This window comes from Paraburkholderia sp., assembly GCF_035501035.1.
GTDB lineage: Bacteria > Pseudomonadota > Gammaproteobacteria > Burkholderiales > Burkholderiaceae > Paraburkholderia.
On sequence record NZ_DATJWR010000382.1, the window covers coordinates 1 to 25,754 of the forward strand.

The following is a 25,754-nucleotide window of genomic DNA, read 5'->3' on the forward strand; positions in this document are numbered from 1 at the left end:
GGCGTGCGCAAGGCCACCAAGTCGAAGTCGATGCTTTCCGAGGAAGCGGGGCTCAACCAGGCACTGGCCGCTGCCGGCGTTGCGCCGATCGAGACCGATCTGGGCGAGTACATCCTGCAGATCAACGACAACGAGCCGCCCAGCCACATCATTGCGCCCGTCGTCCACAAGGACAAGGACGAGATCGCCGACCTCTTCGCGAGGACGCACGACAAGCCGCGCCTGACCGAAATCCCCGACATGACGCGCGAGGCCCGCGAGGTCCTTCGGCCGCATTTTCTTTCGGCCGACATGGGCGTGACGGGCGGCAACTTCCTCGTCGCGGAAACGGGCTCGGTGGTGCTGGTGACGAACGAGGGCAACGAGGGCATGTGCACGGTGATGCCGCGTGTGCACGTGGCCGTGACCGGCATCGAGAAGGTGCTGCCCACGCTGGAAGACCTTGCCACGGCCATGCGTCTCTTGCCGCGCTCGGCGACGGGGCAGGCCACGTCGAATTACTTCTCGATGCTGACGGGGCCGCGCGGGCCCGAGGACCAGGACGGCCCCGAGCACATGTATGTCGTGCTCGTGGACGGCGGCCGCACGGGGCTCATCGGCGGCGAATTCCAGGAGATGCTGCGCTGCATTCGCTGCGGCGCGTGCATGAACCACTGTCCGGTCTACCAGAAGGTGGGCGGCCACGCCTATGGCTGGGTCTATCCGGGGCCGATGGGCTCGGTGCTGACGCCGAGCTATGTCGGCATCGACAAGGCGCTCGATCTTCCCCAGGCCGCCACGCTCTGCGGCGAGTGCAACAGCGTCTGCCCGGTAGGCATTCCGCTTTCCGACCTGCTGCGCAAGCTGCGCGAGAAGCAGACGGAGCGGCATCTGCGCCCCTGGGGTGAGCGCGCGGCGCTGGCGGCGTGGGGCTGGTTTGCGCTGCATCCGCGCGCCTACGCGCTGCTCACGAAGCTTGGCGTGCGGGTGCTGGAGCGCATGGGCGGGCCGGCGCGGGTCATCCGCAAGCTGCCACTCGCGCGCGGCTGGACGAACGGGCGCGACATGCCCGCGCCGGTCGGGCGCACGTTCCGCGAGTTGTACGCGGCACGGCACACGCATCTGGACACGACCCGGCGGCCCGAAAAAGCCTGATGCCCTCGTTTCGGTCAAGTTCTCCGCGCCAACTATTTAGCTTGGAGCAACAGTGTGTTCGTCTTGGGCGGGTTTTTCCTGATTGCGACTCTCTATATCATCTCGACTGGCGATAGTGCGCCCGCACTCATCGCTCCACAGTCGAGAGAATCGCATCATGAGAAAGAAAATAACGGTGTACTGGCCGCTGGCGCTGATCGTGCCGCTCGCGGCGATCGCATGGGTCCATGCATGGAAAACCGCCGAGCAGCAAATGCCGCTCGCCGCCGAGCAGGTTACGGCCGAGCTTGCGCGCGCCGTGTCGTACGGGCTCGTGGGCAGCGAAGGCAAGGCGCCCGTGAAGGCCATGCGCGGCGTGGCGACGCTGCCGCAATCGAACGCTATCTGATGGTCATTCTGGCGACACAGCGGCAGCGCCTTCCGGCGAGCCGGGGAGTCCCGAAAGCGATCAGGCCGCGCAGCGCGCGTTTCGCGCGCTTTGTATAATTCCGGATCGCCTGCCGCGCGCGGAACGCCGGCCGGTGCTCCAGCGTCCCACGATGAAAAAGGTTTCCGTCTGTTTCGTTTGTCTTGGCAATATCTGCCGCTCGCCCACGGCCGAGGCCGTGATGCGGCGTCTCGTCGACGAAGCGGGGCTCACGGGCAGTGTCGACGTCGATTCGGCGGGCACGGGTGACTGGCACATCGGCGAAGCGCCCGATGAGCGCGCCCAGCGTGCGGGCAGTCTGCGCGGCTATGATCTCGCGCGTTTGCGCGCCCGGCAGATCGAAGCCGCGGATTTCGGCCGTTTCGATTTGATCGTGGCGATGGACGACGCCAATGTCACCGCGCTCCACAGCGTTTGTCCGGCGTCCGGGCGCGACAAGATCCGTCTGCTGATGGAATTCGCGCCGCAGGGCGAATCGCGCGTGGTCGCCGACCCTTATTTTGGCGGCGACGCCGGCTTCGACACGGTGCTCGATCAGTGCGAGGCCGCCTGCGCGGGCCTGCTCGCTGCATTGCGCCCACAACTCGTGGGTTGAAATGAGCGGCGCGACCCGGTTTGGCGGCACCGACCGAATGCAGGCATTGCGTCAACGTTGCTATTCGCAACACGCCTAATAACCCGAATCACGGTACGGATACTTGACTAAACTAGTCATGTATTTATACTTGACGAAAATTGTCGAGATTTGCGGTTCCCCTACATCATGAGACTCACCACCAAAGGCCGTTTCGCCGTCACGGCGATGATCGACCTGGCCCTGCGCCAGGAGCAGGGCCCGGTGACGCTTGCGGGTATCAGTCAGCGGCAGCACATTTCGCTGTCGTACCTCGAACAGCTGTTCGGCAAGCTGCGCCGTCATGAAATCGTCGAATCGGTCCGCGGGCCGGGCGGCGGCTACAACCTCGCGCGCCGCGCGGAGGACGTCACGGTTGCGGACATCATCATCGCCGTGGACGAGCCGCTCGACGCCACCCAGTGCGGTGGCAAGGGCGCGTGCGAGGGCACCAAGCAGCACGACGGCCACTGCATGACGCACGAACTCTGGTCGACGCTGAACCAGAAGATGGTCGAGTACCTCGATTCGGTGTCGCTCAAGGACCTGGTGGACAAGCAGCGCGCCCGCGAAGGCGCCGCGCCCGCCGTCCTGCGCGACCGCCGTGCCGAAACGCCGGCGGTCGAGCCCGTGCGGGCGGTGCCGCTCGGGCCGAACTCGATCTTCAACATGGCGGGTTCATGAACGGCTCATAAGTGGCTCGTGAGCCGCCATGAAGCAATACACAGTACAGCGCAGCACAAAGATTCCCCGGAGCGATAGATGAATAACGACATTCCCCACCTGCCCATTTACATGGATTACAGCGCGACGACGCCCGTCGACCCGCGCGTGGTGGACAAGATGATTCCGTATCTGCGCGAGCAGTTCGGCAATCCGGCGTCGCGCAGCCACGCCTACGGCTGGGCCGCCGAACGCGCCGTCGAGGAAGCACGCGAGCAGGTCGCGGCGCTCGTCAACGCCGACCCGCGCGAAATCATCTGGACCTCCGGCGCGACCGAATCGGACAACCTCGCGATCAAGGGCGCCGCGCACTTCTACAAGAGCAAGGGCAAGCACATCATCACCGTGAAGACCGAGCACAAGGCCGTGCTCGACACCTGCCGCGAGCTCGAGCGCGAAGGCTACGAAGTCACGTATCTCGACGTGCTCGAGAACGGTCTGATCGACCTCGAGGCGTTCAAGGCCGCGCTGCGCCCCGATACGATCCTCGTTTCCGTGATGCACGTGAACAACGAGATCGGCGTGATTCAGGACATCGAGGCGATCGGCGAGATCTGCCGCGAGAAGGGCATCATTTTTCACGTCGACGCCGCGCAGTCCACCGGCAAGGCGCCCATCGACCTGCAGAAGCTCAAGGTCGACCTGATGTCGTTCTCGGCGCACAAGACCTATGGCCCGAAGGGCATCGGCGCGCTGTACGTGCGTCGCAAGCCGCGCGTGCGCATCGAAGCGCAGATGCACGGCGGCGGTCACGAGCGCGGCATGCGCTCGGGGACGCTCGCCACGCACCAGATCGTCGGCATGGGCGAGGCGTTCCGCATCGCGCGTGAAGAGATGGCGACGGAAAACGAGCGCGTGCGCATGCTGCGCGACAAGCTCCTGCGCGGCCTGCAGGAGATCGAAGAAACCTACGTGAACGGCGACATGGAAAAGCGTGTCCCGCACAACCTGAACATCAGCTTCAACTTCGTCGAAGGCGAATCGCTGATCATGGCGGTGAAGGACGTGGCGGTGTCGTCGGGTTCGGCGTGCACGTCGGCGTCGCTGGAGCCGTCGTACGTGCTGCGCGCGCTTGGCCGCAACGACGAGCTGGCGCACAGCTCGATCCGCTTCACGGTGGGCCGCTTCACGACCGAACAGGATGTGGACTACGTCATCAACCTGCTGAAGTCGAAGATCGCGAAGCTGCGCGACCTCTCACCGCTGTGGGAAATGCACAAGGACGGCATCGACCTCTCGACCATCCAGTGGGCGGCGCACTAAAGCGCGCAGCCGTTCAGCGAACATCGACCCGGCCGCAGCGCAACAGGCAGAAAACTGAGTGCAGCGCGGCCAACGAATTGAAGGAGTGTGATCATGGCATATAGCGACAAGGTTCTGGACCACTACGAAAACCCGCGTAACGTGGGCTCGTTCGCGAAGGACGACGACGCGGTGGGCACCGGCATGGTCGGCGCGCCGGCATGCGGCGACGTGATGAAGTTGCAGATCCGCGTGGGCGCGGACGGCGTGATCGAAGACGCGAAGTTCAAGACGTATGGCTGCGGCTCGGCCATCGCTTCGAGCTCGCTCGTGACCGAGTGGGTGAAGGGCAAGACGCTCGACCAGGCGCTCTCGATCAAGAACACGCAGATCGCCGAAGAACTGGCGCTGCCGCCGGTGAAGATCCACTGCTCGATCCTCGCGGAAGACGCGATCAAGGCAGCGGTCGCCGACTACCGTGAGCGTCACACGACGCAAGCGAAGGCCGACGCGGCCTGAGCGGCGCGCGGGGCATACGCAGAACGGCGCCGGACCCACGGGTGCGGCGCCGCGGGACTAACGATTTTGGATGCAACAGGGTTGCGTCGCGACGCAAGGGTTGGGCGAAAGCCCGACCGGACGGCGCGGGGCGCGGCGAAGACGCTATGGCAATTACGTTGACAGAAAAAGCGGCACAGCACGTGCAGAAGTACCTGACCCGTCGCGGCAAGGGCGTGGGCCTGCGCCTCGGCGTGCGCACGACGGGCTGCTCGGGCCTCGCGTACAAGCTCGAGTACGTCGACGAGCTCGCACCCGAGGACAACGTGTTCGAGAGCCATGGCGTGAAGGTGATCGTCGACCCGAAGAGCCTCGCCTATATCGATGGCACGCAGCTCGACTTCGTGCGCGAAGGGCTGAACGAGGGCTTCAAGTTCAATAACCCGAATGTGAAGGACGAGTGCGGCTGCGGCGAGTCCTTCCGCGTTTGAGCCCGCGCACAGCGGTGAAAAGGCGGCCTGTGCCGCCTTTTTGATTTTCATGGTCCCACCAGAACGTTTGAACCGATGAGCTCGCCTTCCACGCCGTCCCGGTCGCTCTCCGACAGCCATTTCGTGCTGTTCGGGCTGCCCGAGCAGTTCGAGATCGACGCTAACGCGCTCGACCACGCTTACCGCACGGTCCAGGCGCAGGTGCACCCCGACCGCTTCGCCGCTGCCGGCGAGGCGCAAAAGCGCATCGCGATGCAGTGGGCCACGCGCACGAACGAGGCGTATCAGACGTTGCGCGATCCGCTCAAGCGTGCGAAGTACCTGCTGCATCTGCGTGGCATCGACGTCGGCGCCGAGAACAATACGGCGATGGAGCCCGCGTTCCTCATGCAGCAGATGGAGTGGCGCGAAGCGATCGAAGACGCGGTAGGTGCGAAGAACATCGACGCCCTCGACGCGTTGGCGAGCGAGCTGCGCGACGACGAACGCGTGCGCTTCACGAAGCTTGCGGCACTGCTCGCAAGCGGCTCGAACCAGCCGGCGGCCGAAGCGGTGCGGCAGCTCATGTTCATCGAGCGCGTGGCGGGCGAGATCGACGCGCAGATCGAGCGCCTCGAAGGCTAGTCCCCCAGCCAGGCGCCGCTGGTCGAGCACACAACGCACAACGTCGTACGGATATCGGGCCTCGGGCCCACCAGGTTAACAAGCAGATCACTCAGATGGCCTTACTGCAAATCTCCGAACCCGGCATGGCGCCGGCGCCGCATCAGCGGCGACTCGCCGTCGGCATCGACCTCGGCACGACGAACTCGCTGGTTGCCGCGGTGCGCAGCGGCGTGCCCGACGTGTTGCCCGACGAGCACGGTCACGTGCTGCTTCCGTCGGTCGTCCGCTATCTCGCGAACGGCGGCCGCCGCATTGGCCGCGCCGCGAAGGCGGAGGCCGCCACCGATCCGCGCAACACGATCGTCTCGGTCAAGCGCTTCATGGGCCGCGGCAAGGCCGAAGTGGAGGGGGCGGCCAACGCACCCTACGCGTTCGTCGACGCCCCGGGCATGGTGCAGATCCAGACCGTGGACGGGGTGAAGAGCCCGGTCGAAGTCTCGGCGGAAATTCTCGCGACCCTGCGCCAGCGCGCGGAAGACACGCTCGGCGACGACCTCGTCGGCGCCGTCATCACGGTGCCGGCTTACTTCGACGAAGCGCAGCGCCAGGCGACCAAGGACGCCGCGCGTCTCGCGGGCCTGAACGTGCTGCGCCTGCTCAACGAGCCGACTGCGGCCGCGATCGCCTATGGCCTCGACAACGGCTCCGAGGGTCTCTACGCGGTCTACGACCTTGGCGGGGGCACCTTCGACCTGTCGATTCTCAAGCTCACGAAGGGTGTTTTCGAGGTGCTGGCGGCGGGCGGCGACTCCGCGCTCGGCGGCGACGACTTCGACCATGCGCTCTTCGCATGGGTGCTGGAGCAGGCCGGCATCGAAGCCGCGACGCTCGCGCCCGAAGACGTGCGCCTCCTGCTCGATCGCGTGCGCGACGCGAAGGAAGCGCTCTCGTCGGCGCCCGAGGTGCGTATCGAGGTTGCGCTGTCGAGCGGCAAGCCGATTGCGCTGACGATCGACGAGCCGAGCTTCGAGGCGCTCACGAAAGAACTCGTGCAGCGCACGCTCACGCCCACGCGCAAGGCGCTGCGCGATGCCAAGGTGGCCGCGAAGGACGTGAAGGGTGTGGTGCTGGTGGGCGGCGCGACGCGCATGCCGGTGATTCGCCGCGCAGTCGAGCAGTTCTTCGGCCAGGCGCCGCTCACGAACCTGGACCCGGACCAGGTGGTCGCGCTCGGCGCGGCGATCCAGGCCGACCTGCTCGCGGGCAACCGCGGCGGCGACGACGACTGGCTGCTGCTCGACGTGATCCCGCTCTCGCTCGGTGTGGAGACGATGGGCGGCCTCGTCGAGAAGATCATTCCGCGCAACTCCACGATTCCGGTCGCGCGTGCGCAGGACTTCACGACCTTCAAGGACGGTCAGACGGCCATGGCGATTCACGTGGTGCAGGGCGAGCGCGAGCTCGTGGCCGACTGCCGCTCGCTCGCGCGCTTCGAGCTGCGCGGCATTCCGCCGATGGCGGCGGGCGCGGCGCGCATTCGCGTGACCTACCAGGTGGACGCGGACGGCCTGCTGTCCGTGTTCGCGCGCGAGCAGCATTCGGGCGTGGAGGCTTCGGTGGTCGTGAAGCCGTCCTACGGCCTCGCCGACGACGAGGTGGCGCGCATGCTCGAAGACAGCTTCAAGACGGCCGAGGTCGACATGCGCGCCCGCGCGCTGCGCGAGGCGCAGGTCGAGGCGCAGCGCATCATCGAAGCGACGAACGCGGCGCTCGCCGCCGACGGCGAACTGCTCGACGAGGCCGAGCGTGCGCAGCTCGAAACGCTGATCGCCGCGCTCGCGCAGGTGGCGCAGGGCGAGGATGCCGGCGCGATCGAAGCGGCGACGAAGTCGCTCGCCGAGGGTACCGACGAGTTCGCTGCACGCCGTATGGACAAGGGCATCAAGCGCGCGTTGGCGGGCAAGAGGCTCGACGAGATCGGCTGAAAGCGCGGCTGAACACGGCTAGAAACTCGACAGGATAACGGCGAAAGTGGCGTTCGCGAACGCCGCCGCGCGTGCGTGCTTTCCCGATGCAGCGCGGCACGCGGCGCCAGTAGAATGGGCACATGCCGCCGTCGCTGACGGGGCGTGCGCCCGATGTGAAAGTTATTGGATACGGAAATCAAATGCCTCAAATCGTGGTGCTGCCCCATGTCGAACTGTGCCCGGAGGGTGCGGTCATCGACGCCAAGCCGGGTGAGAGCGTGTGCGACGCACTGCTCGAACACGGCATCGAAATCGAGCACGCATGCGAGAAGTCGTGCGCCTGCACGACCTGTCACGTGATCGTGCGCGAAGGTTTCGATGCACTCGTGCCGTCCGAGGAAGACGAGGACGATCTGCTCGACAAGGCGTGGGGGCTGGAGCCGACGTCGCGGCTGTCGTGTCAGGCCATCGTGCCCGAGAACGACGACCTGGTGGTCGAGATCCCGCGTTACTCGATCAACCACGCGAAGGAAAACCACTGAGCCACTGAGAGGAGCGGGCAGCCATGAAATGGACCGATACGCAGGACATCGCGATGGCGTTGACGGATACGCATCCGGACGTCGATCCGCAATACGTGCGCTTCACCGATCTGCACCGCTGGATCACCGAGCTCGATGGCTTCGACGACGATCCCGAGCGCTCGAACGAGAGAATTCTGGAGGCGATCCAGGCTGCATGGATCGAAGACGCGGACTACTGATTCCGGACTACCGATACGTCACTGCGCCGGCACGAGGCGCGGCCAGCAAGAAAAAGGCGATTCGCTGATGGGCGAATCGCCTTTTTTGTTGCGCCGCGCTCTGGTCGCGCGCTTGTGTTCAATCGATCAGGCGGCGACCAGTGTGCCGCGCTCCACGCGCACACGCTGGCCTTGCTGGAACGGCGGCGCTTCGTGATACGTGAAGTAGCGCGTCTTGCCGTCTTCCATGTGCACGCGCACCGAATAGCTCGTCGTGCTGCGAATGTGCTTTTCGACCGAGTTGCCGGCCAGGCCGCCGCCGAGTGCGCCGAGCAGCGTCATGGCGGTGCGCCCGCCGCCCGCGCCGAACTGGTTGCCGATCACGCCGCCGGCCACCGCGCCGCCCACGGCGCCGATGCCGGTGCCGTGGCCTTCATGCTTGACCTCGGAGATCGCGACGACGGTGCCGCACGTCGAGCACGCGGCCTGTGCGGGTGGCGCTTCCTGCGTGTACTGTTGCGCGGGCTGCTGCGGCGGTTGGCCGTGCTGCTGCTGCGCGGCGGTGGGTGCTGCGGCCGGTGCGGCTGCCGGCGCCTGCGTTTGCGCCGGGGCTGGTTGCGCTTCGTCAGCTGCAATCTGGGCGTTCTGCGCGTATTGCGAGGCTTGCACCGGCTTCGTCGAATCGACCACCGGCTGCGACGCCATCATCGCCGTCTGGCCCGTCTGGACCCGCGCGTTCTGGTCGCTGGTGCTGGAGGCTCTCGGGAAGACGCCGGTGATGGCCGCGGTGGCCGCAAGGCACGCGACGATGACGGCCGCCGCCGCGGTGGCGATCAGCGGATTGAGGCGGTGTTTCGGCGTGGTTGGTTCAGTTGAGTTCATGACAGGCTCCGTCTTTTGCAGAGTTGGCTCTCTTGTGAAACCGAGTTTGAGCCAATCTGACTCCCTGGGCGTTTCAATCTGTAACCCGGCGCCGTGGTGGCGACGAAGGGGAAGAGGGCGCGTTCGTCGCGCGCCGAAACATGGCGCGGGTTTCCAGCGGGTTCTCACACGGGTGCAATCGACGTGCCCGCCGTACGCGCCGCATCAGCCGGCACGTTTTACCGATGGTTACAAATGAACCTGAATAGACGGCGAAAAAAACGGGGCGCATGCGGCCTGAACCGCAGGCGCCCCGTCTTCGTACGAGCCGCGTCGCTTAGTCTTCGCGGCGAAGGTGCGGGAAGAGGATGACGTCGCGGATGCTCGCGCTATCCGTGAGCAGCATGATCAGACGATCGATGCCGATGCCGCAGCCGCCCGTCGGGGGCATGCCGTACTCGAGTGCGCGGATGTAGTCGGCGTCGTAGTACATGGCTTCCTCGTCGCCGGCATCCTTCTGCTCGACCTGCTTCTTGAAGCGGGCGGCCTGGTCTTCCGGATCGTTGAGTTCCGAGAAGCCGTTGGCGATCTCGCGGCCCGTGATGAAGAGCTCGAAGCGCTCGGTGACGCCGGGCAGCGTGTCCGAGGCGCGCGCGAGCGGCGAGACTTCCACCGGGTAGTCGATGATGTACGTCGGCTCCCACAGCTGCGATTCGGCGGTCTCTTCGAAGAGCGCCAGTTGCAGCGAACCCACGCCCGCGTTCAGGAACGCCGGCTGGTTCGTGTCGACGCCAAACTTCTTGAGCTCGGTGCGCAGGAACGCGGCATCCGCGAGCTGTTCGTTCGTGTACTGCGGCGCGTACTTCTGGATCGCCTGCGTAATGGTCAGGCGATGGAACGGCTTCGAGAGATCGAGTTCACGGCCCTGATAGGTCAGAACGGCGCTGCCGGTCGCATCGATCGCGGCCTGGCGGATCAACTGCTCGGTGAAGTCCATGAGCCATGCGTAGTCGGTGTACGCGGCATAGAACTCCATCATCGTGAATTCCGGGTTGTGGCGCGGCGACACGCCCTCGTTACGGAAATTCCGGTTGATTTCGAACACGCGCTCGAAGCCGCCCACGATCAGGCGCTTCAGATAGAGCTCGGGCGCGATGCGCATGAACATCTGCATGTCGAGCGCGTTGTGGTGCGTGACGAACGGCTTGGCCGCCGCGCCGCCCGGGATCGGGTGCAGCATCGGCGTTTCGACTTCCATGAAGCCGGCGTCGGCCATGATGCGGCGCACCGACGAAATCGCCTTCGTGCGCGCCTGGAAGGTCTGGCGCGCTTCGGGCGTGACGATCAGGTCGACGTAGCGCTGGCGATAGCGCATTTCCTGGTCGGACAGGCCATGGAACTTGTCCGGCAGCGGGCGCAGCGCCTTCGAGAGCAGGCGCAGTTCCGTGCAGCGCACCGAGAGCTCGCCCTTGTTGGTGCGAAACAGCACGCCCTTTGCCGCGACGATGTCGCCGAGGTCCCACTTCTTGAACGCTTCGTAGGTCGCTTCGCCCACGTCGGCCGGCGTGATGAAGAACTGGATCTGACCCGAGCCGTCACGCACCGTCGCGAAGCTCGCCTTGCCCATCACGCGCTTGAGCATCATGCGGCCCGCGACCGCGACTTCGAGCGCCTTGGATTCGAGCGCGTCCTTGTCGGTGTCGGCGTAGTCGCGCTGCAGATCGGCGGCGTGGTGGGTCGGGCGGAAGTCGTTCGGATAGGCGACGCCCGCCTCGCGCAGCGCGCGCAGCTTCTCGCGTCGCTCGGCGATGATCTGGTTGTCGTCGAGTTCGGGCGCGGTGCTGGGCGCGTTCGGCTGGGTCGGTTCGGTCATGATGGCTCGGGTTGTTCGATTCGCGGATGTTGCGGCGGATATTGCAGCGGATGTTTCAGCTTCGCGGCCCCGGCGTCGCGCCTTGCGGGCCGCAGCGCCTCGCAGTGTTTGTGTGGCGCGGATGGCGGACTTCGGTTCCCGCGGCGCGCCGCTGCCCGGCGATCGAGGCAGGCGGCGCGGCGGGAGAGGGCGGCAAGGCCGCCCATGACACGTGAAGCGTGATGCGTTACACGCCCTGTTTCAGACTCGCGCTGATGAAGTCGTCGAGATCGCCGTCGAGCACGGCCTTGGTGTTGCTGATTTCGACGTTGGTGCGCAGGTCCTTGATGCGGCTGTTATCGAGCACGTAGGAGCGGATCTGATGACCCCAGCCCACGTCCGACTTGCCCGCTTCGAGCTTGTCCTGCTCGGACTGGCGCTTGCGCATTTCGGCTTCGTACAGGCGCGACTTCAGCATTGCCATGGCTTCGGCGCGGTTGCGGTGCTGCGAGCGGTCGTTCTGGCACTGCACGACGATGCCCGACGGCATGTGCGTGATACGCACGGCGGAGTCGGTCTTGTTGATGTGCTGACCGCCCGCGCCCGAAGCGCGGAACGTGTCGATGCGCAGATCGGCCGGATTGATGTCGATCTCGAACGAGTCGTCGATCTCCGGATACACGAACACCGACGAGAACGACGTATGACGCCCGCCCGACGAGTCGAACGGCGACTTGCGCACGAGGCGGTGAATGCCGGTTTCGGTGCGCAGGAAGCCGTAGGCGTATTCGCCTTCGACCTTGATCGTCGCGCTCTTGATGCCGGCCACGTCGCCCTCGGACTCTTCGAGCACTTCGGTCTTGAAGCCCTTGCGCTCGCAGTAGCGCAGATACTGGCGCAGCAGCATCGACGCCCAGTCGCAAGCCTCGGTGCCGCCGGCGCCGGCCTGGATGTCGATGAAGGCGTTGTTCGGGTCGGCCGGATTCGCGAACATGCGGCGGAACTCGACGTCGGCCACGCGCTTTTCGATTTCAGCGGCGTCGGCCTCGCAGGCAACGAGCGTATCTTCGTCGTCTTCCTCGCGCGCCATCTCGAAGAGGTCCTGCGTGTCGCGCGTGTCGTTCTCGATGCCGTCGAGCACATGCACGACGCCCTCGAGCAGCTTCTTTTCCTTGCCGAGCCCCTGGGCGTGCTTCGCGTCGTTCCAGACGTTCGGGTCTTCGAGCTCGCGGTTGACTTCGATCAGTCGCGTGGACTTGGCATCGTAGTCAAAGATACCCCCGTAGCTCGCCCGCGCGTGAGCGCAGGTCCGCCAAAGAGGCTTCGATCGCGTTGAGACGTTCCGCTTCCATTTGTGTCGTGATCCGGCGTGTAAAACACGCAATTATAGCCGATTGGCCATACATCAAGGGCGCCGCCGCCCTATGCGGGGCCCGCCGGGCGCGCTGCTTGCGGTGCGCCTCACGGTGCCCTTCGTGGTGGCTATCGCGGCACCCGTCAAAGCGCCGCGTGCTCCACGACCAGCTGCACCCGCGAGACGCCGTTCCAGGTGTCGCGCACGAGCCGGTAGGCGACGGTGGTGTGCTGCGGCAGCGGCTCGGTGTGATTGAACCAGATCGCGTTGAAGCGCTGGCGGCCGCGCAGCAATTGCAGCTTCAGATGCTTGTCCTTCACGAGCGCCTGCGAGGCCACCTCGAATTCGCCCGCGAACACCGGCGCGGGGAAGCCCTGACCCCAGACGGCAGCGTCGAGCATCTCCACGAAATCGGGCGTGAAATAGGCGTCTTCGAGGTCGCCGTCGGTTTCTACGGTGCGCGCGAGCGCTTCTTCCGTGAGCCACTCGCGGCCCACGCGCTCGAAGGCGGCGGCAAAGCGCGGCACGTCGGCGGCGGCGATCGTGAGGCCAGCGGCCATCGCGTGGCCGCCGAACTTGTGGATGAGGCCCGGCTCGCGCTTCGAGATCAGATCGACGGCGTCGCGCAAATGGAATCCGGGGATCGATCGGCCCGAGCCTTTCACGATTTCGCCCTCATCGTCGGCGGGCGCGAAGGTGAACGAGGGGCGGTGGAAGCGCTCCTTGAGCCGCCCCGCGACGATGCCAATCACGCCCTGGTGCCAGCCGGGGTTGAACAGCGTGAGCGTGGCTTTGCCCTGCGGATCGACCTCGGCGAGGTCGGCGAGGGCCTGCTGCTGCATGCCCGCCTCGATTTCGCGGCGCTCTCGGTTCATCGAATCGAGCTGCTGCGCAAGCTCCCAGGCGCGGCCCACGTCGTCGGTGGTCAGGCACTCGATGCCGAGCGACATGTCCGAAAGCCGGCCCGCCGCATTCAGGCGCGGCCCGAGCGCGAACCCCATGTCGAAGCCCGACGCGCTTTTCGCATCGCGGCCCGCGGCGCGAAAGAGCGCGGCGATACCCGGCTGCATGCGCCCGTTGCGGATGCGCTGCAGGCCCTGCGCGACGAGCACGCGGTTGTTGCAGTCGAGCTTCACGACATCGGCGACGGTGCCGAGCGCGACGAGGTCGAGCAGGCCATCGAGGCGGGGCTCGGGATTCGCTTCGCTGAACGCGCCGCGCTTGCGCAACTCGGCGCGCAGCGCCAGCAGCGTGTAGAACATCACGCCCACGCCCGCGATGCACTTGCTCGGGAATTCGCAGCCCGGCTGGTTCGGATTGACGATGGCGCGTGCGGCGGGCAGTGTGTCGCCGGGCAGGTGGTGGTCGGTCACGAGTACGTCGATGCCGAGCGCGTTTGCGGCCTCGACGCCTTCGACGCTCGCGATGCCGTTATCGACGGTGATCAGCAGGTCCGGCCGGCCGCCCTTGCGTTGGGCCGCGAGCGCGACGATCTCCGGCGTGAGGCCGTAGCCGTACTCGAAACGGTTCGGCACGAGATAGTCGATCTGCGCGCCGAGCATGCGCAGGCCGCGCACGGCCACGGCGCAGGCCGTGGCGCCGTCGCAGTCGTAATCGGCGACGACGAGCATGCGGCGCTTTGCGGCGAGGGCGTCGGCGAGCAGCACGGCGGCTTCGGCGAGGCCCTTCATGCCGGCGGGCGGGATCAGGCGCGCGAAGCCGGTTTCGATCTCGTCGGGCTGACACACGCCGCGCGAGGCGTAGAGGCGCGCGAGCACCGGGTGCAGGCCGTGGCGCACGAGCACTTCAGTGTCGACGGGCGAGCAGGCACGGGTGACGATTCGGGTCATGCGAGGCGTTGGGAGAAAGAGGTCATTCGTTGATCATTCGACAAAAAGTGACGCGAAGCCGCGCCGGCGCCAGAACTTGCGCAGATCGCCGCGCGTGACGGAGAGCGTGACCGAGCCGGTGTCGCCGCATAGCGTGAAGTCGAGCGCGGCGAGCGAGCCCGCTTGCAGCGCCGCGAGCGCGGGAGCGAACCAGTCGCGCTCGAGTTGCGCGAAGGCGGCGTTCCAGCGGCCCCAGTCCTGCTCGATGAAGGCCATCGAGAACGGATCCAGCTCGACGAGCGTCGTGCCCGTGCCCGAGCGGTTCAGCGAGTTCGTGAGCGCTTCGAACGTCGAGGGCGCGGCCCCCACTTCGGCCTTCGCGGCGAGCGCGAGGCCGCGCGTCGCAGCGGCATCGGAGCGCACGCGCGCGAACGGGCTCGTCACGGCGCGCAGCGCGCCCTGCGCATGGAACCAGATCGAGTTGACGGCGGGCAGGCCACGCGCCTCGCGCGCTTCGTTGACGGGGTGCTCGAACCATGCCATCTGCACTTCGTTCTGCACCTTCATCCAGGCGCGCGAGCGCTGGCCCGAGTGGGCCTCGTGCGGCAGCCAGATCTCGATGTTGCGACCGCTCGCGCGCAACGGCGAAGCGCCTGCGAGGGTGCCGAACGCGTCGGACGAGAGATACCAGCGCAGCGGCGTCGGAGCCTCGACGCGTACGCCCAGTTCCTCGATCAGCGGCTTCGCGACCGTGTAGAGCGTGGCGGCGTCGGCGTCGGCGAGTTCTAGCGAGGCGGGGTCGATCAGCACGAGGTGATCGTGGGCAATGCGCACGTGCACGGGCTGCACGCATGCCCACGTGGCTGTGCCCGGCGTGCCGCCGTCGGCGAGCAGCATGTACGGCGCGAGTGGCGCTTCGTCGTCGGCGGCCGGTGCGGGCTTCGCATTGCCGGCGCCCGCGGCTGCGAGCGCGCCGAACTGGCGCGCCACCCAGCGCTCGTGCGGCAGCGTGCGCTGGAAGTCCTCGCCGATCACCTGTTCGCCGAGCGTCGCGCGCGCAACCAGTTTCGCGAGCGCTGGATAGTCGAGGCCCGCGAGCGCTGTGGAGGCGCTCGCCGCGGAGGGCAAGGCAAAGGGAATGAGGAGATGAAGTCGGTCGGCGGGCATGATGGTGCGCATTGTACTTCGGCACTTAGCGGGCCGGGCCTGGCTTCGGTGTTCGTTCGGGGTTCGTTCGCGTGTCCGCTCTGATGTCCGTTCGCCCCCGGCTGCGGCACTCGTGGCCGAAAAGCGGCTCGAAGCAGAGAGCGTGCGAAAGACCTCCGGCATCCCGATGGTTTCGCGCGAAAGTCCGTGAAGTGCCGCCAGTGTGGCAAACTTCGCGCTTGATCGCCGCCCGAACCGGCACGATATTCTCCGGACATCTATGGCGCTGTGACCCCAAGGTCAGCGTCACCGGAGCGCAATGAAGTCGCAAAAAGGATTCGCTTGAAACTCCCCTACGAATGGCAGATAGGCTGGCGCTACACGCGCGCCGGCAAGCGCACGACCGGCAACGGTTTCATCTCGTTCATCGCGCTCGTCTCGATGTCGGGCATCGCGCTCGGCGTCGCGGCGCTGATCGTCGTGCTCTCGGTGATGAACGGCTTCCAGCGCGACGTGCGCGACCGCATGCTCTCCGTGCTCGCGCACATCGAGATCTTTTCGCCCACGGGCACGATGCCCGACTGGCAGCTCACCGCGAAGGAAGCAAAGACCAATCCCGAAGTGATTGGCGCGGCGCCCTACGTCGACGCGCAGGCGCTGCTCACGCGCGGCGACAGCGTGAACGGTGTCGCGCTGCGCGGCGTCGAGCCCTCGGAAGAGCCGCAGGTCTCGGACATCGGCAAGGAGATGAAGGCGGGCAGTCTCAACGATCTCACGCCGGGCAGCTTCGGCATCGTGCTCGGCTCGGATCTCGCCGTGAGCCTCGGCGTGATGGTGGGCGACAAGGTCACCCTGGTCGCGCCCGAGGGTTCGATCACGCCGGCCGGCATGTTGCCGCGCCTGAAGCAGTTTACGGTGGTGGGCGTGTTCGAGTCGGGTCACTACGAGTACGACAGCACGCTCGCGCTCGTGAACATCCGCGACGCCGAAGTGCTCTATCGCCTCGGTGCCCCGAGCGGCGTGCGCCTGCGACTGAAGGACATGCAGCGCGCGCCCGCCGTCGCGCGCCAGCTCGTGCACACGCTCTCGGGCGACCTCTATATCCGCGACTGGACGCAGCAGAACAAGACCTGGTTCTCCGCCGTGCAGATCGAAAAGCGCATGATGTTCATCATCCTCACGCTCATCATCGCGGTCGCGGCGTTCAATCTCGTTTCCTCCCTCGTCATGACCGTCACCAACAAACAGGCCGATATCGCGATCCTGCGCACGCTCGGCGCGCAGCCGGGCTCGATCATGAAGATCTTCGTCGTGCAGGGCGTGACGATTGGGTTCGTCGGCACGGGCATCGGCATCGCGCTCGGCTGCCTGATTGCGTGGAGCATTCCGTGGACCGTGCCGATGATCGAGCATCTGCTCGGCGTACAGTTCCTGCCGCCTTCGGTGTATTTCATCAGCGAGCTGCCTTCGGAACTCGTCGCCTCCGACGTGATCCGCATCGGCGTCATTGCGTTCGTGCTCTCCGCGCTCGCGACGCTCTACCCGAGCTGGCGTGCGGCCAAGGTTCGTCCCGCGGAGGCGCTGCGCTATGAATGACCGTCAACCGATCAATGCCGCGGCCGGCGACTACCCGTACGTGCTCGAGGCGCAAGGCGTTTCGAAGGTGTTCGGGGAGGGCGCACTCTCCGTCAAGGTGCTGCACGACACCGAGCTGAAAGTGAAGCGCGGCGAGAAGCTCGCCGTGGTGGGCGCATCGGGCTCGGGCAAAAGCACGCTGCTGCACGTGCTGGGCGGTCTCGACGAGCCGGGCGCAGGCAAGGTTTCGATACTCGGCAAACCGTTCACCGAGCTTTCCGAGCGCGAGCGCAACGAGCTGCGCAATCGCGCGCTTGGGTTCGTCTATCAGTTCCACCATCTGCTGCCCGAATTCTCGGCGCTCGACAATGTGGCGATGCCGCTGCGCATTCGCCGCATGACGCAGGAAGACGCGCGCGCGGAGGCGCTCGCGATGCTCGATCGCGTGGGCCTCGCGCATCGCGCGCGGCACCGGCCGGGCGAGCTTTCGGGCGGCGAGCGCCAGCGCGTGGCGATCGCACGGGCGCTCGTGACCAAGCCCGCGTGCGTGCTGGCCGACGAGCCCACGGGCAACCTCGACGGCAGCACGGCGGACACCGTGTTCAACCTCATGCTCGAACTCTCCGACCAGTTCGGTACGAGCTTCGTGATCGTGACGCACGACCCGGATCTGGCGGCGCGGTGCGACCGCATCGTGCGCCTGCGCGATGGCACGCTGCAAGAGGAACCGGTCGTACCGGTCTGATACGGCAAAGGGCGCGCCCATCATGTGGATCGACACGCACTGCCATCTCGACGCCGCCGAGTTCGACGCAGACCGCGACGCGGTCGCGGCGGCCGCGCGTGCGGCGGGCGTCTCACGTATCGTGATCCCGGCGGTGGCGCGCGAAAACTTCGCGACGGTGCGTGCGCTCGCGCACCGCACCGAAGGCGCGGTCTACGCGCTCGGCATCCATCCGCTCTATACACCGCAGGCGCGTGACGAGGATCTGGAGCATTTGCGTCGCGAGATCGAGGCGAGTCTCGACGATCCGTGCTTCGTCGGCGTCGGCGAGATCGGGCTCGATTATTTCGTACCTGGCCTCGACGATGCGCGCCAGCAGTACTTCTACGATGCACAGTTGCGCCTTGCCCGCGAGTTCGGGTTGCCGGCGATCTGCCATGTGCGCAAGTCGCAGGATCAGGTGTTGAGCGGGCTGCGGCGCAATGGTGTGAGGAGCGGTATCGCGCACGCATTCAACGGCAGCTTCCAGCAGGCGCGTGCGTTCATCGATCACGGCATGCATCTGGGCTTCGGTGGCAATGTCACGTTCGAACGTGCGCTGCAGATCCGCCGGCTCGCGGAGCAGTTGCCCCTCGAGGCGATCGTCATGGAAACCGACGCGCCCGACATCTCGCCGGCCTGGCTCTACCGCGAGCGCAACACGCCCGACCAGGTCCCGCGCATCGGCGCCGTGCTCGCAGGCTTGCGTGGCTTGAGCGCCGCGGAACTCGCCCTTGGCACGACGGCTAACGCAGCGGTGGCGCTGCCGCGGCTCGCGCTTTCGTCTGCATAATCGGTTCCAGGGTGGTGTGCGCGGCAGGGGTGCCGCGCAGCGCGTTGGACGCTTTTCGCCCCCTCGTTGCGAGGAGGCGGCATGCGGGCGATTTGGTGCGGGTTTGCGCTGGGCGTGATCACGTTGCAGCGGCAGGCGGCATTGCCGGGGTGGGGCGCGTGGGTTGCGCTCGTCGCGACGGCCTTGCTTGCGCTTGGGTGGTCGATCTGGGCGCTTGGCGGGGCGCCGGCGTTGAACGAATCGTGTGGAATCGAGGGCCGCTCACAGGGCGTGGCCAGTGAACAACGCGGACAACGCTTGCGCATTGCGACCGGTTGGGCGGCAGTGTGGCTCGCTGCGGGCTGTGCCGGTTTCGGCTACGCGGCGTGGCGCGCCGAACTGCGGCTCGCCGAAGCGCTTCCCGCCGCCTGGCAGACGCGCGATCTCGACATCATCGGCTATATCTCGAGCTTGCCTTCGTACGGCGCGAATGGCGCGAGCTTTCTCTTTCGTGTCGAATCCTGGGGCGGGCGTGAGTCTCGCGCAAGGCTGCCGCGCTTGATCCAGCTCGCCTGGGTGCCACGCGCTGCGCCGCTGCCGCCGCTCGTCGCAGGCGAGCGCTGGCGCCTGGCGGTGCGGCTCAAGCGGCCGCATGGCAACGGCAATTTCGGCCTGCGCGACACCGAAGCCGCGTTGCTTGAACGCGGCGTGCGCGCCACCGGCTACGTGAGCGACCCGCAGCGCGCCATGCGTCTTCCTGCAGATGCGCGTGGCGTGAGTGTGCGCATTGAGCGCGCACGCGCTGCGCTGCGCGCGCGTATCGACGCGGTGCTCGGCGACGCTCCGCATCGCGGCATCGTCGTCGCGCTTGCAACGGGAGCACAGGACGCGGTCAGCGACGCCGATTGGCGGCTCATGCGCAACACGGGCACGAGCCATCTGGTGGCGATTTCGGGGCTCCATCTCGCTTTCGTCGCGGGTTTCGCGGGCTGGATGGTGGGCGCCCTTTGGCGGCGCCTGCGGTGGCGCGGCATGGAAGCGCCGCTGCTCGTGCCGGCGCAGAAGGTGGCCGTGGCGGGCGCGTTGCTGGCGGCGGGTGTCTATGCGGCGCTCGCCGGCTTCAACGTCCCGGTGCAGCGTGCGCTCTGGATGCTGGCGGTGGCGGCGCTCGCGCTTTTCGGTGGCCGCGAGCTTGCGCGTTCGCACGTGCTCGCGTGGGCGCTCGGCCTCGTGCTGTTGCGCGACCCCTGGGCAGTGACGGCCGCGGGTTTCTGGCTCTCGTTTTGCGCCGTCGCGGCAATACTGTTCGCTGCGAACGGCGTGCCGCGCGTGCGCAGGGATGCACCGCGAGATCCTGCCGCGGAGGACGTCGATCCCATGCGCGACCGAAGCGAGTCGGCTGTAAGTGATGGCTGGCCACGGCGCCTCGGCGCCGCCGTTTCGCCACGCGGCGGATGGCGCGCGGCTGCCCAGCGCGCGCTCTCGCGCGCCGGCGACAGCGCACGTGTGCAATGGGCGGTGACGGTGGCGCTCGCGCCGCTCACGGCTTGCTGGTTCGCGCAGATACCGCTAGTCGGCCCGTTCGCCAACGCCTTCGCGATTCCCTGGGTGAGTGTGCTCGTCACGCCTGCGGTGATCGCGAGTGCGGCGCTGCCCGTGCCGCTCGACGCTTTCGCGCTGCGCGCGGCGCACACCTGCCTCGAGTGGCTGACAGTGGCGCTAGGCGCCTTCGAAAGCCTCCCTTGGGCGCTCCTGCGCCTGCCGCAGCCCGGCGCGTGGCCGCTCGCCTGTGCGGCCGTGGGCGTGGCGTGGTGTCTCGCGCCGCGCGGCTGGCCGCTGCGTTGGCTCGCGCCGTTCACCTGGCTGCCGCTTCTCGTGCACGCGCCCACGGGTCCGCCGCCGGGTGGCTTCCGGCTCACGGCGCTCGACATCGGGCAGGGCACTTCGGTGCTGGTCGAGACGGCACGGCACACGTTGCTCTTCGACGCAGGCCCAGGCCCCGAATCGACGCAGGCAGGCGAGCGCATCGTCGTGCCGTATCTGGAGGCGCATGGCGTGCGCCAGCTCGACGCGCTCATGATCAGCCACGACGATTCCGACCATTCGGGCGGCGCGCCGGCGGTGCTCGAATCGATCGGCGTCGGAACATTCGTAGCGGGCATCCTGCCCGCGCATCCGTTGTGGTCGAACGCGCGGGCGCAGGGCGCGCAGACCGTGCAGTGCGCCGCCGGCCAGCGCTGGCGGTGGGATGGCGTCGATTTCGAAGTGCTCTGGCCGGACCCCGGCCCGCTCTCGGGCAAACCCAATGCGCATTGTTGCGTGCTTCGGGTATCGACGGCGGTGCCTCCAGCTACAGCAGATGCGCCGGCCACCGCACAGGGCGAGCCCGTCTCGGCGTTGATCACCGCCGACATCGAAGCGGGAGAAGAACGCACGCTCGTTGCACGCGATGCAGCGCGGTTGCGCGCGCAGGTGCTGGTCGTGCCGCATCATGGCAGCCGCACCTCGTCGACTGAACCGTTCCTCGACTCTGTCTGGCCGCTCGTCGCGATATTTCAGGTAGGCTATCTGAACCGCTTTCATCACCCGCATCCGGGCGTTCATGCACGCTACGCGGCGCGTCATATCGTGCTCGCGCGCAGCGACGCGGACGGCGCCGTACGTATCGAGGCGCGCCCGGGCGCACTCGCCGTCGAGCGCTATCGCGACACCGGGCGCCGTTACTGGATGGACCCGCAGTCGCAGGACTGACGCGCCGGGCCGATCGAAGCGCATACCAATAACGAGAGCAGCCGTAGAGATCAACAATAGAGAGACAACGTGCCCTTGAAAAACGTCATTCACTTCTCGCACGCGAACGGCTTTCCCGCCTCGACGTATCGCACGTTCTTCGCCGAGCTCGGCGACAACTATGAGCTGCGCTACATCGAGCGCATTGGCCACGACGCACGATTTCCCGTTACGCGCGACTGGCCGCATCTCGTCGAGCAGTTGCTCGAGGACATCGAGCGCAGCTATGAAGAGCCGGTATGGCTCGTCGGCCATTCGCTCGGCGGCTATTTATCGCTGATGGCCGCGCTCAGAAAGCCGCAATGGGTGAAGGGCGTGGTGATGCTCGATTCGCCAGTGATAGCGGGCTGGCGCAGCAGCATGCTGCGGGTGTCGCAGTGGACCGGTCTCGACGAGCGCATCTCGCCCGCGGCCGCCACGCGCACGCGCCGCACGAACTGGGCGAGCCGCGACGAGGCGTGGCGGCACTTCCATTCGAAGCCTGCGTTCGCGCGCTGGGATGAGCGCGTGCTGTCCGACTACATCGACTTCGGCATTCCTCAGACCGCGTCCGACGGCAGCCGCACGCTCGCCTTCGACCGCCACACCGAATACATGATCTACCGCACGCTGCCGCATACGCTCGGCGCACGCCTCGTGCATGGCTCGCCGGTGCCGGTCAGCTTCGTCGCCGGGACCGAATCGCGGGAAATTCGCCAGGTCGGGCTGGCGGCGACGCGGCGCATAGCGGGCGAACGTTTCGAGTGGATCGAGGGCAGCCATCTGTACCCCATGGAGCGACCCATCGAAACCGCGCGCGCCGTGCAGCGCATGCTGTACTCGATGGAAAACGGCGCCTGAACCGACACGCCCTCGTCACTGCCGCATCGCCCGAGCCTGGCGAACGCGCGTGCGCTTCGGTGGCGTCCTGGCCGAGGCGGCGAGGGCGGGGCGCGACGCATCGCACATCCACATCCGGATTGCTCAAAATTCAGGGTTAGCCCTTGCTTTACGGTATAATCCGTTTTTCCCGCGAGCATCCAGCGATGACCAAATATGTTTTCGTCACCGGCGGCGTAGTTTCATCCCTTGGCAAGGGTATTGCCGCCGCCTCCCTCGCCGCGATCCTCGAATCGCGCGGTCTGAAAGTCACCCTCCTCAAGCTCGATCCCTACATCAACGTCGACCCCGGCACGATGAGCCCGTTTCAGCACGGCGAAGTGTTCGTGACGGAAGACGGAGCGGAAACCGACCTCGACCTCGGCCACTATGAGCGCTTCATCAGCACGAAGATGCGCAAGGCCAACAACTTCACCACGGGCCAGATCTACGAATCGGTGATCCGCAAGGAGCGCCGCGGCGATTATCTGGGCAAGACCGTGCAGGTCATTCCGCACATCACGAACGAGATCCAGGCGTTCGTCGAGCGCGGCGCAGCGTCGGCCACCTGTGGTGAGCCCGATGTCGCGATCGTCGAAGTGGGCGGCACGGTGGGCGACATCGAATCGCTGCCGTTCCTCGAGGCCGCGCGTCAGATGAGCCTGCGCCTCGGCCGCAACAGCGCATGCTTCGTGCACCTCACGCTGGTGCCGTTCATCGCCACGGCCGGCGAACTTAAGACCAAGCCCACGCAGCACAGCGTGCAGAAGCTGCGCGAAATCGGTATCTATCCGAACGTGCTGCTCTGTCGCGCCGACCGTCCAATTCCCGACGACGAGCGCCAGAAGATTTCGCTCTTCTCGAACGTGCCGCAAGACGCCGTGATCTCGGTGTGGGACGCGGACAGCATCTACAAGATCCCGCAGATGCTGCACGACCAGGGCCTCGATTCGATCGTCTGCGACGAGCTGAAGCTCTCCGCGAAGCCCGCCGACCTTTCGGTGTGGGCGGAGATGGTCGAAAAGCTCGAGCATCCGAAGCATGAAGTCACGATCGGCATGGTCGGCAAGTATGTCGATCTGACGGAGTCGTACAAGTCGCTCATCGAAGCGCTGCGCCATGCGTCGATCAAGACGTCGACCCGGGTCAACATCGAATACATCGATTCCGAGCAGATCGACGAAGAGGGCGTGGAAAGCCTCAAGCATCTCGACGCGATTCTCGTGCCGGGCGGTTTCGGCCGTCGCGGCACCGAAGGCAAGATCAAGGCGATTCAATACGCCCGCGAAGCAAAGGTGCCGTACCTCGGCATCTGCCTCGGCATGCAGCTCGCCGTGATCGAATTCGCGCGCGACGTGGTGGGGTTGAAGCACGCGAACAGCACGGAATTCGATCCGGACACGCCGGACCGCGTCGTCGCGCTCATCACCGAATGGGCCGATCGCGAAGGCAAGGTTGAGAAGCGCAGCGAAGACTCGGACCTCGGCGGCACGATGCGCCTCGGTTCCCAGCGTTGCCCGATCAAGCCCGGCACGCTTGCGGCAGAGATCTATGGCAAGGACGTGAACGAGCGTCACCGTCACCGTTATGAAGTCAATAACGGCTACGTGCCCAAGCTCGAGGCCGGTGGCCTTATCATCAGCGCCCGTACCCCGAGCGAAGACCTGCCGGAAATGATGGAGCTGCCGCGCGACATGCACCCGTGGTTCGTTGGCGTCCAGTTCCACCCGGAATTCACGTCCACGCCGCGTGACGGCCATCCGCTCTTCAAGGCGTATGTCGAAGCGGCGCTCGCGCACCAGCTCTCGCGCGCCGAGGAGAAAGCATGAACCTGTGCGGTTTCGAGGTTGGCCTCGACAAGCCGTTCTTCCTGATTGCGGGCACCTGTGTCGTCGAGTCGGAGCAGATGACGATCGACACGGCTGGCCGCCTGAAGGAAATCACCGCGAAGCTCGGCATTCCGTTCATCTACAAGTCGTCCTACGACAAGGCCAATCGTTCGAGCGGCAAGTCGTTTCGCGGCCTCGGGATGGACGAGGGCCTACGCATCCTTTCCGAAGTGAAGCGCCAGCTCGGCTTGCCCGTGCTGACCGACGTGCACTCGGAAGATGAGATCGGGGCCGTGGCTTCGGTCGTGGACGTGCTGCAGACGCCCGCGTTCCTGTGCCGCCAGACCGACTTCATCCACGCGTGCGCGCGTTCGGGCAAGCCGGTCAACATCAAGAAAGGCCAGTTCCTCGCGCCGCACGACATGAAGAACGTGATCGACAAGGCGCGCGACGCGGCGCGTGAGGCGGGGCTTTCCGAAGACCGCTTCCTCGCGTGCGAGCGCGGTGTCTCGTTCGGCTACAACAACCTTGTCTCGGACATGCGCTCGCTCGCGATCATGCGCGAGACCGGCGCGCCGGTGGTGATGGACGTGACCCACTCGGTGCAGTTGCCGGGCGGCCAGGGCACGAGTTCGGGCGGCCAGCGCGAGTTCGTGCCGGTGCTCGCGCGCGCGGCCGTGGCAACGGGCGTGGCGGGCCTCTTCATGGAGACTCACCCGAAGCCTGCCGAGGCAAAGTCCGACGGTCCGAATGCCGTGCCGCTGAACCGCATGGCGGACCTGCTCGAAACGCTCGTGACGCTCGACCAGGCGGTCAAGCGCACGCCGTTCCTCGAAAGCGACTTCAACTGAGCGCGCAAATGCGTGTGCAGTGACGCGCCAGCCGTGCGCGGTCACCCGCAGTCACAGAGAGTTACGCGCAGTACGTAGTGTGTTGTAGTGCGCGCTGCTTCGATTGCATGAGCGGCGCGATGGAGGAGCAGCGCGGCGCAGGGCCGGGCGTATCGCAGGTGTCATGAATCGGCATCATGCTATGCGCAGCCGGGCAAGCGCCGCGCGAGATGCACAAGGCAGCGTGGCAGCGCGCGGGTCGTTCGAAGACGGCCAGCGCGCTGCGGCAAGTTGAACCCGACGACCGCGCCGCCTGCCCCATGTGACGGTGTGCCCCGAGCGAGCGCAGAAACTGCGCCTCGGGGGCCAATGCAGCAGGCGGCGCCGGTCGCGCAAGAATTACTGTCATTTCCTGAGGAAACCATGAGTGCAATCGTAGATATCATCGGTCGCGAGATCCTGGATTCGCGCGGCAATCCCACTGTCGAATGCGACGTGCTGCTCGAATCGGGCACGATGGGCCGCGCAGCGGTGCCGTCGGGCGCATCGACGGGCTCGCGCGAGGCGATCGAGCTGCGCGACGGCGAAGCCGGCCGCTACAACGGCAAGGGCGTGCTGAAGGCCGTGGAGCACATCAACACCGAAATCTCCGAGGCGATCATGGGCCTCGACGCGTCGGAACAAGCGTTCCTCGACAAGACCCTGCTCGAGCTCGACGGCACCGACAACAAGTCGCGTCTCGGCGCGAACGCGATGCTGGCCGTTTCGATGGCCGTCGCAAAGGCTGCCGCTGAAGAAGCCGGCCTGCCGCTGTACCGCTACTTCGGCGGCTCGGGCGCGATGCAACTGCCG

At 66.4% G+C, this 25,754-nt stretch carries 23 protein-coding genes and 1 pseudogene; 19 read left to right on the forward strand and 5 right to left on the reverse strand.

Annotated features, from left to right (window positions below; all coding sequences use genetic code 11):
- The 11 genes from VMJ11_RS27580 to iscX form a co-directional block, all read left to right on the forward strand.
- Nucleotides 1–1,134 (forward strand): lactate utilization protein B (locus VMJ11_RS27580; RefSeq protein WP_325623712.1); only part of this gene is annotated, 1,134 nt, incomplete at its 5' end.
- A 157-nt stretch (nt 1,135–1,291) separates the two neighbouring features.
- Entirely contained in the window at nt 1,292–1,522 is a 231-nt protein-coding gene (locus VMJ11_RS27585; RefSeq protein ID WP_325623714.1) for a hypothetical protein, read from the forward strand.
- Nucleotides 1,523–1,673: 151 nt separating this feature from the next.
- Entirely contained in the window at nt 1,674–2,156 is a 483-nt protein-coding gene (locus tag VMJ11_RS27590) for a low molecular weight protein-tyrosine-phosphatase (protein WP_325623716.1), read from the forward strand.
- A 168-nt stretch (nt 2,157–2,324) separates the two neighbouring features.
- Nucleotides 2,325–2,858, forward strand: a complete 534-nt coding sequence (gene iscR / locus VMJ11_RS27595; RefSeq protein WP_325623718.1) for a Fe-S cluster assembly transcriptional regulator IscR — start codon at nt 2,325–2,327, stop codon at nt 2,856–2,858.
- A 78-nt stretch (nt 2,859–2,936) separates the two neighbouring features.
- Nucleotides 2,937–4,160 (forward strand): IscS subfamily cysteine desulfurase, encoded by a 1,224-nt coding sequence (locus VMJ11_RS27600; RefSeq protein ID WP_325623720.1) that lies wholly within the window; start codon nt 2,937–2,939, stop codon nt 4,158–4,160.
- A 93-nt stretch (nt 4,161–4,253) separates the two neighbouring features.
- A complete protein-coding gene (gene iscU / locus VMJ11_RS27605) occupies nt 4,254–4,658 on the forward strand; it encodes a Fe-S cluster assembly scaffold IscU (protein ID WP_325623722.1) in 405 nt (134 codons plus the stop codon).
- Nucleotides 4,659–4,804: 146 nt separating this feature from the next.
- Nucleotides 4,805–5,128: an iron-sulfur cluster assembly protein IscA gene (iscA, locus tag VMJ11_RS27610; protein WP_325623724.1), complete on the forward strand. Its 324-nt coding sequence runs from the start codon at nt 4,805–4,807 to the stop codon at nt 5,126–5,128.
- A gap of 75 nt (nt 5,129–5,203) precedes the next feature.
- Nucleotides 5,204–5,752 (forward strand): Fe-S protein assembly co-chaperone HscB, encoded by a 549-nt coding sequence (gene hscB / locus VMJ11_RS27615; protein ID WP_325623726.1) that lies wholly within the window; start codon nt 5,204–5,206, stop codon nt 5,750–5,752.
- 95 nt (nt 5,753–5,847) lie between these two features.
- Complete coding sequence (gene hscA, locus VMJ11_RS27620) at nt 5,848–7,719, forward strand: Fe-S protein assembly chaperone HscA (protein WP_325623728.1); 1,872 nt, start codon at nt 5,848–5,850, stop codon at nt 7,717–7,719.
- Nucleotides 7,720–7,901: 182 nt separating this feature from the next.
- Nucleotides 7,902–8,243, forward strand: a complete 342-nt coding sequence (gene fdx / locus VMJ11_RS27625; RefSeq protein ID WP_069265529.1) for an ISC system 2Fe-2S type ferredoxin — start codon at nt 7,902–7,904, stop codon at nt 8,241–8,243.
- A gap of 23 nt (nt 8,244–8,266) precedes the next feature.
- On the forward strand, nt 8,267–8,464 hold the full coding sequence (gene iscX / locus VMJ11_RS27630) for a Fe-S cluster assembly protein IscX (protein WP_325623731.1): 198 nt from the start codon (nt 8,267–8,269) through the stop codon (nt 8,462–8,464).
- A gap of 126 nt (nt 8,465–8,590) precedes the next feature.
- Here the strand turns inward: iscX and VMJ11_RS27635 are convergent, their stop codons facing one another.
- From VMJ11_RS27635 to VMJ11_RS27655, 5 genes are all read right to left on the reverse strand, one after another.
- Nucleotides 8,591–9,325: a glycine zipper 2TM domain-containing protein gene (locus tag VMJ11_RS27635; RefSeq protein WP_325623733.1), complete on the reverse strand. Its 735-nt coding sequence runs from the start codon at nt 9,323–9,325 to the stop codon at nt 8,591–8,593.
- Nucleotides 9,326–9,641: 316 nt separating this feature from the next.
- A complete protein-coding gene (lysS, locus tag VMJ11_RS27640; RefSeq protein WP_325623735.1) occupies nt 9,642–11,177 on the reverse strand; it encodes a lysine--tRNA ligase in 1,536 nt (511 codons plus the stop codon).
- 226 nt (nt 11,178–11,403) lie between these two features.
- Nucleotides 11,404–12,508 (reverse strand): peptide chain release factor 2 gene (gene prfB, locus VMJ11_RS27645; protein WP_325623737.1). Its coding sequence is split into 2 segments (ribosomal slippage): nt 11,404–12,426 and nt 12,428–12,508, totalling 1,104 coding nucleotides; the frame shifts between segments, so codons are not numbered across the junction.
- A 145-nt stretch (nt 12,509–12,653) separates the two neighbouring features.
- The gene (gene recJ / locus VMJ11_RS27650; RefSeq protein ID WP_325623739.1) at nt 12,654–14,360 is read right to left on the reverse strand and encodes a single-stranded-DNA-specific exonuclease RecJ; all 1,707 of its coding nucleotides are present in this window, start codon (nt 14,358–14,360) and stop codon (nt 12,654–12,656) included.
- Nucleotides 14,361–14,393: 33 nt separating this feature from the next.
- Nucleotides 14,394–15,518, reverse strand: a complete 1,125-nt coding sequence (locus VMJ11_RS27655; protein WP_325623741.1) for a regulator — start codon at nt 15,516–15,518, stop codon at nt 14,394–14,396.
- Nucleotides 15,519–15,827: 309 nt separating this feature from the next.
- Between VMJ11_RS27655 and VMJ11_RS27660 the strand changes: the two genes are divergently transcribed.
- The 8 genes and pseudogenes from VMJ11_RS27660 to eno all read left to right on the forward strand — a co-directional run.
- A complete protein-coding gene (locus VMJ11_RS27660; protein ID WP_325623743.1) occupies nt 15,828–17,081 on the forward strand; it encodes a lipoprotein-releasing ABC transporter permease subunit in 1,254 nt (417 codons plus the stop codon).
- The gene (lolD, locus tag VMJ11_RS27665; protein ID WP_325623745.1) at nt 17,074–17,805 is read left to right on the forward strand and encodes a lipoprotein-releasing ABC transporter ATP-binding protein LolD; all 732 of its coding nucleotides are present in this window, start codon (nt 17,074–17,076) and stop codon (nt 17,803–17,805) included. Before VMJ11_RS27660 ends, lolD begins: the two co-directional genes overlap by 8 nt.
- Before the next feature lie 22 nt (nt 17,806–17,827).
- Nucleotides 17,828–18,616 (forward strand): TatD family hydrolase, encoded by a 789-nt coding sequence (locus tag VMJ11_RS27670; protein ID WP_325623747.1) that lies wholly within the window; start codon nt 17,828–17,830, stop codon nt 18,614–18,616.
- Between the two features lie 81 nt (nt 18,617–18,697).
- The gene (locus tag VMJ11_RS27675) at nt 18,698–21,346 is read left to right on the forward strand and encodes a ComEC/Rec2 family competence protein (RefSeq protein ID WP_325623748.1); all 2,649 of its coding nucleotides are present in this window, start codon (nt 18,698–18,700) and stop codon (nt 21,344–21,346) included.
- Between the two features lie 75 nt (nt 21,347–21,421).
- On the forward strand, nt 21,422–22,225 hold the full coding sequence (locus VMJ11_RS27680) for an alpha/beta hydrolase (RefSeq protein ID WP_325623754.1): 804 nt from the start codon (nt 21,422–21,424) through the stop codon (nt 22,223–22,225).
- A 185-nt stretch (nt 22,226–22,410) separates the two neighbouring features.
- Entirely contained in the window at nt 22,411–24,072 is a 1,662-nt protein-coding gene (locus tag VMJ11_RS27685; protein WP_325623750.1) for a CTP synthase, read from the forward strand.
- Nucleotides 24,069–24,923, forward strand: a complete 855-nt coding sequence (gene kdsA / locus VMJ11_RS27690; RefSeq protein WP_325623752.1) for a 3-deoxy-8-phosphooctulonate synthase — start codon at nt 24,069–24,071, stop codon at nt 24,921–24,923. The genes VMJ11_RS27685 and kdsA overlap by 4 nt, the downstream gene beginning before the upstream one ends.
- 402 nt (nt 24,924–25,325) lie before the next feature.
- Nucleotides 25,326–25,754 (forward strand): annotated as a pseudogene (gene eno / locus VMJ11_RS27695) (phosphopyruvate hydratase); the annotation flags it as partial.